This window comes from Parafrankia sp. BMG5.11 (genome assembly GCF_004337455.1).
On sequence record NZ_SJXI01000036.1, the window covers coordinates 63,779 to 76,917 of the forward strand.

Below are 13,139 nucleotides of genomic sequence, written 5' to 3' on the forward strand. Positions count from 1 at the left end.
TGTCAGCGGCGGTGCGTGGCTGGTGTCAGCGGCGGGAGGCCAGTGCGAGGAAGCGGTGCGGCGGGTCGTCGTAGCCGTCGAGCCGCCAGCCGGAGCCGGCGAGCATGGGGCCGAGCCGGTCCGCCGCCAGCGGCTCGTCGGGGCGCAGCACGCGCCCGTGCCGGGCGGCGAGCGCCGCCCGGCCAGACGGATGGAAGATCGCCAGTCGGCCGCCGGGGCGGCTGACCCGGGCCAGCTCGGCAAGCCCGGCCGGCAGGTCGGGGAGGTGGGTGACCAGCCCGGCGGCGAACACCGCGTCAACCGCGCCGGTCCGCACGGGCAGGCGGCGGGCGTCGCCGAGGAGGAGATCGGCATGCCCCGCCCGGCCGTGTTCCCGAGCCACGGCGAGCATCTCGGGGGTGACATCCAGCCCGAGCACCGTGCCGGCCGGGCCGACGGCCGCGCGCAGCACGGGCAGCGCCCGGCCGGTGCCGCAGCCGACGTCGAGGACGGTCGCCCCCGTCGGCAGGCCCAGCTCGGCCACCGCCGCGGTGTAGGCGGGAGTGTCGTCGCCGAAGCGGGTGTCCCAGGTGGCGGCGCGTACGGCGAAGAACGCCCGGCTCTCGGTGACGTGCCAGCCGTCGTCGGCCGTGAGCCGCTCCGCGACCCGGCGGATCACCGGCCACGCCGGATCGTGCAGGTCGACGACGACGTCCGCGGGCCGATCGGGATCGTCGTCGCGGCCAGTGCGGGTGCGCAGCTCGACGACCAGGTCCCAGGCTGTCGACGTGCGGTCGGCGGGCCGGCCGGAGCTGTGCGCGAGCAGTACCGTCTCGCCGGGCCGCGCGGCCGTCGTCGTCTCGGGGGCTGTCGTCTTGGGGGCTGTCGTCTCGAGGGCCGCCGGCCGGACGCACGGCCGGCCGGCCCCGCGCACCGCCGCGGCCAGCCGGTCGGCGACCGCGGCGACCCTCCGGCCGTCGGCACCCTCGACCAGCACGCGTGCCGCGCCGGCCGGCAGCAGTACACGGATCCGGTCGAGGACCTCGTCCCAGCGGCGGACCTGTTCGGCGGTCATCGCCTCCGGCAGCGGTGGCGCGGAACTGTCGTCGGGCATCCACACATCATGGGCGAGCCGGCAGGCACGGCGGTGGCTGCCGGCGGCCGAAGGCCATGACCACACAGGGGTCGTGAGCCCGCAGGATGCGTCGGTGGGTGTTGGGATTCTGCTGATCAGTGCACGATCCTGTTCCCAAGAGCGAGAGTGGGGTTCTACAGTTGGCGGGTGCCACGGCTGCGGTGACGGGGCTGTGTGGCGACAGGGCTGAGGAGGAAGCATGCCGGTGAGCAAGCCGAGTGAATTACCCGTGGGTGGCGGCGGACGCTGGCCCCTGACGGGGTTCCGCTCCGCCCAGTGGGGGGACATGGAAGTCGGGTACACGGCCACCGGGCCGCTCGACTGCACCAAGGGCTACATCGGTCTGCCCGGCGGTGTCTGTCAGTGCCCCCACTACGGTTACATGTTCAGCGGCAGGCTTCGCTGCGTGTACCCGGGTACCGACTGGCCGGACGAGGTCGCGGTGGCCGGCGAGGCGTATTTCTTCCCAGCCGGTCATGTCCTCATCTATGAGGAGCCGAGCGAGGTGCTCGAGCTCAATCCCGCCGCCGCGCTCCAGCAGCTGATCGACCATTTCGAGGCCATGGCGGCCAGCGGTGGGTTCACCAAGGACGACGGCTGATCCAGCCGACTCCGAGGGCGCCCGGACGCCCGCGTACCAGGACGTCCGGGCACGCCGCCGGCCTGACCCCGGTGGTCGGAACGAGACACGAGAGAACGAGAAGCCGTTTCTGTGAAAGACGACGAGTCGGGTGCCGCCGAGCTGCGGAACGTAGCCGCCGCGGCCAGGTCGGTGTCGGCCGGCGCGGGAGCTGAACAAGCCGTCGAGGTGAACCCGGGTAACGTTTCGGTCGTGTCCTGGGCTGAGCGTGCCGCCGACCGGTCGCCGTCCGTGCAACGGTCGAGATCGCGCAGCATGCGCCAGATGAAGGTCATCGTCGCCGCGGCCAAGCGGCTGATCGCGCAGAAGGGCACATCCTTCACGACGCAGGAGCTCGTGAAGGAGGCCGGTGTCGCGATGCAGACCTTCTACCGCCACTTCGAGGGCAAGGACCAGCTCCTCATGGCGGTCATCGAGGAGATGGTGACCGATCAGGCCGTGCGCTACGAGCAGGACGCCCGCGACCTGCCGGACCCGGTCGCCCGCCTGCGCCGCCACATCCTCTCGGTGCTCGGCTCGCTCGACGCCAGCGGGGACGAGAGCACCGGGCCCCGTTTCATCACCGCGGAGCACTGGCGCCTGCACCAGCTCTACCCGGAGGAGATGGCGCAGGCCACGCAGCCCTTCGCCGACCTCGTGGCACGAGAGATCCGTGCGGCGCGCGACGCCGGCCTGCTGGCCCCGCAGGACGTCGAGCGCGACGCGGCACTGGTCGCCCGGCTCGTCATGTCCGTCTACCATCACTACGCCTTCGCGGCTGCTCCCGAGCCCGCAGAGGTGATCGCCGATCATCTCTGGGCGTTCTGCCTGGCGGGGCTCGGCGGCGACCTGGGCGGCGGGCGCCCGGCACGGCCGGTCAGACGTCCGCCTTCTTCGTGAACCCGGCCAGCGGGAGCGCCCCGGCCGGGTGGGAGGGGCGTAGCCATGAAGGTGCTGGTAGTCGGCGGAACCGGGCCGACCGGGCCGCACATCGTGCGAGGCCTGCTCGGTAGGGGGCACGACGTCACGATCTTCCACCGGGGAGCCCACGAGCCGCCGGAGCTCGCCGACGTCGAGCACATCCACGGCGATCCGCATTTCCGGGAGTCGATCGACGAGGCGCTCGGCTTACGGGAGTTCGACGTCGTCCTGGCCATGTACGGGCGGATGCGGCACCTGTCGCCGGCGCTCGCCGGGCGGTGCGGCCAGTTCGTCGGCATCGGCGGCGTGCCGATCTACCAGGGGTTCTTCCCGGGTGACGGGAGGCACCGGCTGCCGATCCCGGTGACCGAGGAGCACCCTGTCGTCCAGGAGCGGTCCGACGACCCGGCCGTCCGGTTCTCCCGGCGGCTCGTCGACGCGGAGGAGGCGGCGTTCGCGCACCACCCGGGCGCCACGCTCTTCCGTTTCCCGATGCTCTACGGGCCGAACAACGCCCGGCCGGCCGAGTGGTCGATCGTGCGGCGCGTGCGCGACGGGCGTCCGTACATCATCCTTCCGGACGGCGGATCCCAGATCCACACCCGCTGCGCGGCGCGCAACGCGGCGGCGTTCGTGCTCGCCGCGGTCGACCGCCCGCAGGCCGCCGCCGGTCAGATCTACAACGCCGGTGATCCCACCGACTGGTCGCTGCGGCAGTGGGTCGAGCTGATCGTCCGCCTGATGGGCGCGGATCTCGAGGTGGTGGCGCTGCCGAGGGAGATCGCCGTCGAGGCCACGACGACGCTGCTGCCGCTGGCGGGCACGACGACGGAGCACTGCGTCCTGAGCACCGAGAAGGCGCGCCGCGAGCTCGGCTGCGAGGCGGTGATCGACACGGTCCAGGCGGTCGAGGAGCTCCTGGCGTGGTACGCCGAGCGACCCGGCTTCGACGTCAGCACCAGCCCGTCGTTCACCGACCGGTTCGACTACGCGACCGAGGACGCCCTGGTCGCCGAGTACCGGTCCGCCCTCGACCGGGTGCGCTCGGCCGTCGACCAGCACGCCGCGCCGCCGGTGCACAGCATGCCGCACCCGACCGAGCCCGGGAAGGTGGATCATCGTGGCCGCTGACCTGCCCGAAGTCTTCCGGGACGGGGACCGGCGGTGTGATCCGGCGGTACGTTACCGGTCATGCCCGACTTGTTGGAGGACCGCGTCGTCGTGGTCACCGGCGGCGCCAGCGGGATCGGCCGCGCGAGTGTCCTGCGCTTCCTCGCCGCCGGCGCGCGTGTGGTCTTCGGCGATGTGAACGACGCGACCGCCCAGCGGCTGCTCGACGAGGTCGCCGACCCCGCCCGGCTCCATTTCGAGCGGGCGGACGTGGCCGACGAGGCGGAGGTCGCCGCGCTCGTCGCCGCGGCCGTCGAGCGGTTCGGGCGCCTCGACGTCATGTTCAACAACGCCGGGGTCGGCGGGGCGTTCGGCCCGCTCACCGACATCGACGTCGCCGACTGGGACCGCACCTTCGGCGTGATCAGCCGTGGGATGTTCCTCGGGACGAAGCACGCCGCCCGGGCGATGATCGCCCAGGGTGGCGGCGGGTCGATCATCAACAACTCCTCGGTCGCCGGAGTCGGCGGCGGCGGCGGCCCGACCGCGTACTCCGCGGCGAAGGCCGCGGTCATCAACTTCACCTGCAACGCGGCCGTGGAACTGGCGGCCCACCGCATCCGGGTCAACGCGATCTGCCCCGGCCTCGTCGACACGCCGCTGGTGATGGGACGTGACGAGGCGGCGATCCGGGCCCGGATGGCGACCTTCCAGCCCTGGCCCGACCTGGGCCGGCCCGAGGACATCGCCGGCATCGTGCTCTTCCTCGCCGGTCCGGACAGCGTCTTCCTGACCGGGGAGGCGATCCGGGTCGACGGCGGGATGGTCGCCTGGGGCCCGCGGATGACCGACACGTCCGACCCCCGGGGCGTGACCCGCCGGTTCACGGGCTTCACCGAGGGCTCGACCGGCCGTCCACTGACCAAGCGCCCCCTGGACGGCGCCGGCACCTGAGGCCGGGCGGCGTGCTCCCGCCCGGGGGTGCGCTCCTGCCGCAGCGCGGGCTTCCGTCGCGGGGTGGGCTTCGGTCAGAGACCGAAGGCCCCGCCCTCGACGAGGATCGTCAGGCCGATGGCAACCAGGGCCAGCGGCAGCAGCACGTGCCCCCAGCGGCTCAGCGCGCGGGCGACCGGCGGCCTCGTGGCAAGGAACCAGCCGGCCGCGCACCAGACGGCCACCAGCACGAGGAAGACCACCGCGTGGACGGCCGTCCCGCCCGCGCCGACCGCGGTGAAGACCGGGACGTACACGCCGAGGTTGTCGCCGCCGTTCGCGAAGGTGACCGCGGCGACCTCGAGCGCGGCCGGCCCCCTGCGCGAAGCGTCCCTGTCCTGCTCCTCACTCCCGGCTTCGTCGTCGGGGTCGGGGCCGGGCCCGGCGGGATCTCCGGTAGTCGCGGCCGCGCGGTCGCCGCGTTCCGCCAGGGACCGCCGGGCCGCGCGTAGGCCCAGGGCGAGCGGGAGCAGGCCGAGGTAGGCGATCGCGGACTCGGGCAGGAGCGCCGCTCCGGACGCGGCGGCGACGGCGACGGCGACGATTCCGACGAACCCGACGTACTGGCCGGCGACGATCCGCGGCACGGCGCGCCGGTCACCGGCGCCGCGGGCGAAGAACAGCGCCAGCACCAGGACGTCGTCGATGTTGGTGACGGCGAACAGGCCGATCGCCTGCCCGACGGCGCCCGGGTTCACACGGTCGCGACGGGCGCGGCAAACGGCACCGGCCGACCGTACCGGGCGTGTTCCCGGCCGCTGACCGGCGGTTCGCCACGGCTGTGACGCGGTTCGCGACGGCCGCGAGAAGCGAGTGGTCCGACCGGGTGGGCCGCAGGTCGCGGGCGGCTCGGGGCCTTTACACCCCGATCGGCCGGGATGGCTACTCTACGATGCGGTTGTGACGCGCCGCGCGTCCATAGTCGCGGCTCCATCCTGGGACTATTGCTCAGTGACTACTGTGCGCCCACCACGGAGTAGCGGAGCGGGGTGGGGGTTCCGGGTTCTGGTCACGTAACGTGTTCGAACCTGTACCACTCAACATCGAGAATAGATGGCCTGACGCTGACGTTGCGCCCTCGCCGAGGAGACGATCGTGCACGCCGAGCACCACGAGCCAAGAAAACAGCCGTCGTCGGTGACGCCTGCCCCGACCGCGCTGCCTTACCCGTCCGAGCCCGACACGGACCGCGCGAAGATCCCAGACCACGCGGACAGTCCGGGCCACGCCGAGAACCCGGACCACCCGGAGAAGCCGGACCGCCTTCCGGGCCGCCGCCCGTGGCGCCGCGCCCGGCGCGCGCCAGCCAGCCCCGCCGCTGACCGCCCCGCCGCTGACAGCTCCGACGACCCCGCCTCCGACGACCCCGCCCGGCACGACCCCGACGGCACCGGCCGTCCCGGGTCCGGCGGCTCGGCCGGCCGCACCCTCCGGGGAGCCTGGCGCCACGACCTGGAGGCGTCCGTCGTCGTCTTCCTGGTGGCGCTTCCGCTCTCGCTGGGCATCGCGGTCGCCTCGGGCGCCCCGGTGGTCGCCGGCATCATCGCGGCGGTCGTCGGTGGAGTCGTCGCCGGCGCCGTCGGCGGAGTCCCGCTGCAGGTCTCCGGCCCCGCGGCCGGCCTCACCGCGGTGGTGGCCGAGATCGTCGCCACGCACGGCTGGCGGACCGCCTGTTTCGTCACCGCCGCCGCGGGCGTGGTGCAGATCCTTTTCGGCCTGAGCCGGGTCGCCCGCGCGGCCCTGGCCATCTCACCCGCGGTGGTGCACGGCATGCTCGCCGGCATCGGCCTGACCATCGTCATCGGGCAGATCCACGTCGTGCTCGGCGGTACCGCCGGCTCGGCCGCCTGGGACAACCTGATCGTCCTGCCCGGCGAGATCGTGTCGCCGGCCGTCCCGGCGGCAGCGCTGCTCGGCATCGCGACCATCGCGCTGACCGTGGTGTGGACGCGGCTGCCCCGGCCGTTGTCGTCCATACCGGCACCGCTGGCCGCGGTGTCGATGGTGACCGCGGCGTCGCTCCCGTTCGACGTCCCGCGGGTCGCCCTGCCCGACGACCTGCTGGGCGCGATCGCCCTGCCCGAGCTGCCCGCCGGCGGTGACTGGGGCGCGATCACGCTGGCCGTGCTGACAGTCGCCCTGGTCGCGAGCATCGAGTCGCTGCTGTCGGCGGTCGCCGTCGAGGCGATGCACTCCGGCCCGCGTGGCGACCTCGACCGCGAGCTGCTCGGCCAGGGCGCCGCGAACACGGTCTCCGGCCTGCTCGGCGGGCTGCCGGTCACCGGCGTCATCGTCCGCAGCTCGACGAACGTCCGCGCCGGTGCCCGCACCCGCGCCTCGGCGATCCTGCACGGCCTGTGGATGGCCGGCTTCGCGCTGCTGCTGGCGCCGCTGGTCGGGCGCATCCCGCTCGCCGTGCTCGCCGGCCTGCTGGTCGTGATCGGCATCCGCCTCGTCGACCTCGCGCACATCCGCGCGATCGCCCGCCACGGCGAGCTCGCGATCTACCTGACGACGGTCGTCGGCGTGGTGCTGTTCAACCTGCTTGAGGGCGTCCTGATCGGGATCGCCACCGCACTGCTGCTCGCCCTGCGCCGGACGCTGGTGGCGCCGGTCCACGTGCACCCGCCCACCGGCCCCGGCTCGCCGTGGCGGGTCGTCGTCGAGGGCGCGCTGACCTTCCTCTCCCTGCCCAGGCTGTCCCGCCGGCTCGCCGAGGTGCCCGCCGGGGCGTCCGTCCGGCTCGACCTGGCGGTCGACTACCTCGACCACGGCGCGCACAAGATGCTGGACGACTGGATCGCCGAGCGGCATCGCGCCGGTGCCACGGTGACCGTCGACGAGGTGGGGGCCGCACCGCTGGCCATCCCCACCGTCGCGGCCCGGCCCCGCGAGGGACGACTCTCCAAGAGCCTCTTCGGGGGGCGTTCCACCGGCCGGCACGCCCGGTCGGCGCGGCCGCCGCGCTGGCTCGCCCCCTGGTCGGACTGGCAGCACGGCCAGCTCCACGACCGCCAGCACCTGCTCAACGGCGTGGACGAGTTCCACCGCCGGACGGCCCCGATGATCGAGCCGTTCCTCACCGAGCTGACCGCGGGGCAGCGGCCGTCGACCCTGTTCATCACCTGCAGCGACTCGCGGCTCGTGCCGAACGTGATCACGAGCAGCGGCCCGGGGGATCTGTTCACCGTGCGCACGCCGGGCGCGTTCGTCCCCGGTCCGCAGGCGGTCGGTGACTCGACCCTGGCCGCGATCGAGTACGCCGTCGAGGTGCTCCGCGTCCGGACCATCGCCGTCTGCGGACATTCCGGATGCGGTGCGGTCGCCGCCCTGCTCGACCGGGGCACACCCGGCCACAGCGGCTCCAGTGTGGGCCCGCTGCGCAACCTGGAGGCCTGGCTGCGCCACGGCGAACCGGCCCTGGCCCGCGCGGCCCGCGACGCCGGTGGCCTTCCACCGGAGCCCGACGAGTTGAGCCGGGTCAGCGTCGCGCAGCAGCTCGTCGCGTTGCGCGGGCTGTCCGTGGTGCGCCGCGCCGAGGCCGAAGGCCGGCTGCAGCTGGTCGGCATGTGGTTCGACATCGCCACGGCGCGCGCGATCGTCCTGAACGAGTCGACCGACCGGTTCGAGATCCCGACCGTCAGCGTCGTCCCAGTGTTGGAGAGCGGACAGCGCCTGGCCGACGCCACCCGGGGCTGACCCGTCGGTCGGCCCCACCCCGAGTACGGCGCAGGTGGCGGCGGGCAGCACCCGACCCGCCGCCACCCCGCCTGCCGTCTCGCCCAGCTCCGGCCTCGACTTGCCGGGTCGGGTTCCCGCCAAGGACAGAAGCTGTCCGCGAGGGTTCCTATCGTCGGCTCCACAGTCATCCGGCGAGCAGTCACCGGCGAGCAGAGGTGGGAACCATGAACAGCACCGTGGACGTCGAGAGCGGCCCCGAGGCCGGCACCGTCACCGAGGCCGGCACCGTCACCGACCCGAACACAGTCAGCGAGGCGGACAGCGCCGTCGAGGGCGGGACCGTCAGCGAGAAGGAGGACCTGCTCGCGACGCTGGCGAAGCACCGGCACTTCCTGCGCTACACCGTCCGTGACCTGACCGACGAACAGGCTGCCCGGCGCACCACCGTCAGCGCGCTGTGCCTCGGCGGGCTGATCAAGCATGTCACCGCGACCGAGCGGTCCTGGGTCGACTTCATTCTCGGCGGAGACCAGCAGGCGGACGCCGAGAGCTGGATGAAGCAGCACCAGATGCTGATGGGCGACACCCTGACCGGCCTGCTCGCCGACTACGAGGCCACGGCCGAGCGGACCACGGAGGTTGTCGGGTCGCTGCCCGATCTCGGTGTGACCCGGCCGCTGCCCGAGGCCCCGTGGTTCGAGCCCGGGGCGCGCTGGTCGATGCGGCGCGTCCTGCTCCACATCATCGCCGAGACGTCGCAGCACGCCGGCCACGCGGACATCATCCGCGAGAGCCTCGACGGCAGCCGCACCATGGGCTGAGCGGAGCCGAGCGGGCCGCCGCCCCCGGGCGGCGCCCGGTCACTCGGCGAGTTCCGGTAGGGGTGCCGACGCCGAGCGTCCCGGCGCCGGGGTTCGTTTCGGGAGTTGTCACGGTCGCACTGGAGTACTTCCATCTGACGTTGACGTCAGATATGTGGGGCCTCGCGACGGCCGGGTGGCGGGTGGCGAGGCGTCGCGCGGGCGACACGGGTGGAGGTCCCGTCGTCCTCAATTTGGCGGTAACGTCACTACCGTGAAAACGGGGTCAGTGACGCGCACCTACCAGCAGCGACGGCGGGCCGAGTCGGCGGACGCGAACACCGAGCGCATCCTCGCCGCGGGCGCCGAGCTGTTCGGGGAGCGGCCGTTCGACCAGATCACCCTCGCCGCGGTCGCCGAGCGGGCCGAGGTCGGCGTCCAGACCGTCATCCGGCGGGTCGGTACGAAGGACGGGCTCGTCCGCGCCGTCAACGCCTGGCTGGTCCCGCAGATCGAGGGGGCCCGGGGCGAGCCGGACGTCTCCGACCCGGCGGTGGTCGCCGAGCGCCTGGCCCGCCAGTACGAGCGGTGGGGGCAGGTGACCGACCGCGCCATCCGCCAGCAGGACGTCTCCCCGGCACTGGCGGAGGCCGCGGCCGCCGGCCGGCAGGCCCACCGGGCCTGGACGGCCGCCGCGTTCGCTGCCGAGCTCGACCGCCGCCCCCCGGCCGCCCGGCACGACCTGCTCGGCCGGCTCACGGCCGTGTGCGGCGTCGAGCTCTGGCTCGTGCTCCGCAACGACGAGGGGCTCTCCGTCGAGGCCACCCGCGCGGCGGTCGCCGACCTCATCGCGGCCTGCCTGGGCGGCCCGGGCTCCAGCCTGGCCGGTCCGGACTCGTCCACCACTCCCTAGCCCGCCGGTCCCCAGCTCGCCCCGGCCTCTCGCCGCCGCGATCCGCATCCACCCCATCCCCCCGCGTCGTCTCCCGAGATGCCACGTCCCGCGCGAGATCCCACGTCCCGCGTTCTCCGCCGGTGGCTCCAGCTCCAGGCGGCGGTCCGCCCTGCCCAAGGAGTGCCCACATGGCCCGCTACCTCGTCTACTGCACGACTGCTCCCGGTCACCTGTTTCCGCTGGTCCCAGGCCTGCGCGCCCTGCGCGACCGGGGGCACGAGATCCACCTGCGCATCGGCGCGCGGCTGGTGGACGGCCCGTGGGCCGACGGCCTGAACGTCGCGCCGACCGACCCGCGCATCGACGAGATCGAGGTGAAGGCGGACGCGAGCGGCACCGGCCCGGCCCAGCTCCGACGGGCGCTGGCCGGGCTGATGTCACGCGGCCCCCTGGAGCGGGCCGACCTCGAACGGGCCGTCGCCCAGGTGGACCCGGACGTGATCCTCGTCGACACCAACGCCTACGGCGCCGCGATCGCCGCGCGGGCGTCCGGGCGGCCGTGGGGGATCGTGCTGCCGTCCCTTGTCGCCCTGCCGGGCAAGGGAATCCCCCCGTACGGCCTGGGCCTCGTGCCGGGACGGGGGCCGCTCGGCCGGCTGCGCGACCGGGTGGTGTGGCCGCTGGTCATCCGCCAGTTCGGCGCGGCGATGCTGCCCCCGCTCAACGCCATGCGGGCGGACGCCGCTCTGCCGCCGCTGACCAGCCCGATCGACTACTTCCTGGAGGCCGACCGGCTTCTGGTGCTGACCGGCGACCCGCTGGAGTACCCGCGCTCGGACGCGCCGGAGCATGTCCGCTTCGTCGGCGCCCAGATCTACGACCCGCCCGGCGAGGCACCGGCCTGGCTCGCCGAGGACGGCGACCCCTGGGTGCTCGTCACCACCTCGACCGACTACCAGGGCGACGAACGCCTCGCCGTGGCCGCCGTCGAGGCCCTGCGCGACGAGCCGGTCCGCGTGGTGATCACCCTGGCGGACGCCTACGGGCACGTCGAGCTGCCGGCCGCGGCGAACGTCCGGGTTGAGCGGTTCGTGCCGCACGGCCCGGTGCTCGAGCGCGCCGCCGCCGTCATCTGCCACAGCGGTATGGGCATCGTGCACAAGGCCATCGCCGCCGGTGTGCCCGTCGTCGCCGTGCCGTTCGGGCGGGATCAGCCCGAGGTCGCGCGCCGGGTCGTGGAGGCCGGCGCAGGCGTCATGCTGCCGGCCAGGCGGCTGACCGCGCAGCGGCTGCGGGACGCGCTGCGCACCGCGATGAGCAGGCGCGCCGGGGCGCTGAACGCCGCACGCCGGATCAGGGCGAGCGGCGGCGGCGAGAGTTTCGCCACCGAGGCCGAGGGCCTCGCGGCCGCGCCGCGGCCCGCCGCCGCACGGCCCGCCGCCTGACGGGGAGGGTGGTCCGCGCCGAGACCGTCCGGCCTGGCCGCGGACCCGCCGGGCGCTGCCGGGCCATCGAGTCGGGCGGAGAGTCGGGCGGAGATCAGGGCGCTCGGCGCTGACTACCATTGTCGCCATGACCCGACTCGGAGCCTCCGTCGACCATGTCACCGCGCTGCTCGGCGGGGCCGACCTGGCGTCCGACGCCTCCGTGCGTGAGCTGCTGGAGCAGACCACCGAACGCCGCGGCCTCGACCTCTCCGACCTCGCCCCCGCCGAGCAGGCGGCCCTGATCGCCGAGCGCTCGCAGGACCTGCAGCCCTCATCGGAGGCGCTGGCGGCCCGCATCGGCGACGCGGCGGCCCGGTCACGTCCCTTCGTGGCGAAGTTCGGCATCGACCCGACCGGCGCCGAGGTCCACCTCGGCCACGCGGTGCCGATGCTGCTCCTGAGCCGGTTCGCGCGGATGGGGCACCGCGTCGTGTTCATCGTCGGTGACATCACCGCCAAGATCGGCGACCCGTCCGGCCGGTCGGACGAGCGCCCGGCGCTCACCGACGAGGACATCGCCCGCAACCTGACCACCTACCGGGCCCAGGTCACCCCGTTCTTCGACTTCGAACGGGCCGAGTTCCGCCGCAACGGCGACTGGCTGCGCGAGGTGAGGCTGCCGCGGCTGCTGGAGATCGTCTCGCGCATCCCGGTGTCGATGTCGCTGCAGCGGGAGGACTTCCGGCGTCGCCTCGACGCCGGCCACGGGCTCTCCCTGGCCGAGCTGCTGTACTCGGTGGTGATGGCGCTGGACTCGGTCGAGGTCGACAGCGACCTGGAGATCGGTGGCATCGACCAGTTCCTGAACATGCAGATGTGCCGCAAGGTCATGGAGATCTGCGGCCAGACCCCGGAGATCGTCGTGGCCACCTCGCTGATCGAGGGGACCGACGGCACCGGCGCCAAGATGAGCAAGAGCCGCGGCAACTACGTCCCGCTGACGGCCGCGCCCGGTGAGATCTTCGGGAAGATCATGTCCGTGCCGGACCGGCTCGTCGAGCCGTACTTCCGCGCGCTCAGCGAGTGGCGCGACTCCGAGCTCGCCGTCCTGGCCGCCCGGCGCGAGGCCGGCACGGCGCACCCGATGGACCTCAAGAAGATCCTCGCCGGCGAGGTGACGGCGGCGATCCACGGGGTGGACGCCGCGATGACGGCCCGGGCCGAGTTCGTCGCGCGGTTCTCCCGCCGCACCTTCGCCGAGGTCGAAGACCTGCCGGTGCTCTCCGATCTCGGCGCGACCGTCGCCGACGCGGTGCGGGGGCTCGGGTTCGCGAAGAGCAACGGCGACGTCCGCCGGGTCGCGGAGCAGAACGGGCTGCGGCTGGTGGTCGAGTCCGAGGAGGGCCAGACCCAGGTGCCGCTCACGCCGGACGACGTCCGGGAGCCGCTGTCCGCCGTCCTCAAGGACAGGCTCGACGGCCGGTCCGGTGCCGTGTATCTCAAGGTCGGCCGCAAGCTGGCGCGGATCGAGCCTGCCGGCTGACGGCAGCCGCGCCGCGCGGGCACCGGTCGCACGGCG

General features: G+C 73.7%; 11 protein-coding genes. 9 read left to right on the top strand and 2 right to left on the bottom strand.

Annotated features, from left to right (window positions below; all coding sequences use genetic code 11):
* Positions 1–25: 25 nt before the first annotated feature.
* A complete protein-coding gene (locus E0504_RS51375; protein WP_235013997.1) occupies positions 26–1,093 on the bottom strand; it encodes a class I SAM-dependent methyltransferase in 1,068 nt (355 codons plus the stop codon).
* A gap of 220 nt (positions 1,094–1,313) precedes the next feature.
* On the opposite strand from E0504_RS51375, the gene E0504_RS24155 reads away from it, so the two are divergent.
* The 4 genes from E0504_RS24155 (at position 1,314) to E0504_RS24170 (ending at position 4,718) form a co-directional block, all read left to right on the top strand.
* Positions 1,314–1,715: a hypothetical protein gene (locus tag E0504_RS24155; RefSeq protein WP_020462702.1), complete on the top strand. Its 402-nt coding sequence runs from the start codon at positions 1,314–1,316 to the stop codon at positions 1,713–1,715.
* 231 nt (positions 1,716–1,946) lie between these two features.
* Entirely contained in the window at positions 1,947–2,633 is a 687-nt protein-coding gene (locus tag E0504_RS24160; protein WP_071061768.1) for a TetR/AcrR family transcriptional regulator, read from the top strand.
* A gap of 45 nt (positions 2,634–2,678) precedes the next feature.
* A complete protein-coding gene (locus E0504_RS24165; protein WP_112106405.1) occupies positions 2,679–3,785 on the top strand; it encodes an NAD-dependent epimerase/dehydratase family protein in 1,107 nt (368 codons plus the stop codon).
* A gap of 60 nt (positions 3,786–3,845) precedes the next feature.
* Positions 3,846–4,718 carry an SDR family NAD(P)-dependent oxidoreductase gene (locus tag E0504_RS24170; protein WP_112106404.1) on the top strand — a complete coding sequence of 291 codons (873 nt, stop codon included), beginning with the start codon at positions 3,846–3,848 and terminating at the stop codon, positions 4,716–4,718.
* 74 nt (positions 4,719–4,792) lie between these two features.
* On the opposite strand, the gene E0504_RS24175 is transcribed toward E0504_RS24170, so the two are convergent.
* Positions 4,793–5,455: a cadmium resistance transporter gene (locus tag E0504_RS24175; protein WP_112106403.1), complete on the bottom strand. Its 663-nt coding sequence runs from the start codon at positions 5,453–5,455 to the stop codon at positions 4,793–4,795.
* Between the two features lie 397 nt (positions 5,456–5,852).
* Between E0504_RS24175 and E0504_RS24180 the strand changes: the two genes are divergently transcribed.
* From E0504_RS24180 to tyrS, 5 genes are all read left to right on the top strand, one after another.
* Positions 5,853–8,456, top strand: a complete 2,604-nt coding sequence (locus tag E0504_RS24180) for a bifunctional SulP family inorganic anion transporter/carbonic anhydrase (protein WP_131625918.1) — start codon at positions 5,853–5,855, stop codon at positions 8,454–8,456.
* Positions 8,457–8,662: 206 nt separating this feature from the next.
* Complete coding sequence (locus E0504_RS24185) at positions 8,663–9,259, top strand: DinB family protein (RefSeq protein WP_112108805.1); 597 nt, start codon at positions 8,663–8,665, stop codon at positions 9,257–9,259.
* Positions 9,260–9,527: 268 nt separating this feature from the next.
* Entirely contained in the window at positions 9,528–10,151 is a 624-nt protein-coding gene (locus tag E0504_RS24190; RefSeq protein ID WP_071061587.1) for a helix-turn-helix domain-containing protein, read from the top strand.
* A gap of 170 nt (positions 10,152–10,321) precedes the next feature.
* Positions 10,322–11,578: a nucleotide disphospho-sugar-binding domain-containing protein gene (locus E0504_RS24195; protein WP_112108804.1), complete on the top strand. Its 1,257-nt coding sequence runs from the start codon at positions 10,322–10,324 to the stop codon at positions 11,576–11,578.
* Positions 11,579–11,705: 127 nt separating this feature from the next.
* A complete protein-coding gene (gene tyrS, locus E0504_RS24200; protein ID WP_112108803.1) occupies positions 11,706–13,103 on the top strand; it encodes a tyrosine--tRNA ligase in 1,398 nt (465 codons plus the stop codon).
* Positions 13,104–13,139: the final 36 nt, after the last annotated feature.

Coding starts and splice junctions, on each gene's coding strand:
- E0504_RS24195 (WP_112108804.1), top strand. CDS start 10,322: ATGGCCCGCTACCTCGTCTACTGCACGACTGCTCCCGGTCACCTGTTT.
- E0504_RS51375 (WP_235013997.1), bottom strand. CDS start 1,093: ATGCCCGACGACAGTTCCGCGCCACCGCTGCCGGAGGCGATGACCGCC.
- tyrS (WP_112108803.1), top strand. CDS start 11,706: ATGACCCGACTCGGAGCCTCCGTCGACCATGTCACCGCGCTGCTCGGC.
- E0504_RS24170 (WP_112106404.1), top strand. CDS start 3,846: ATGCCCGACTTGTTGGAGGACCGCGTCGTCGTGGTCACCGGCGGCGCC.
- E0504_RS24155 (WP_020462702.1), top strand. CDS start 1,314: ATGCCGGTGAGCAAGCCGAGTGAATTACCCGTGGGTGGCGGCGGACGC.
- E0504_RS24165 (WP_112106405.1), top strand. CDS start 2,679: ATGAAGGTGCTGGTAGTCGGCGGAACCGGGCCGACCGGGCCGCACATC.
- E0504_RS24185 (WP_112108805.1), top strand. CDS start 8,663: ATGAACAGCACCGTGGACGTCGAGAGCGGCCCCGAGGCCGGCACCGTC.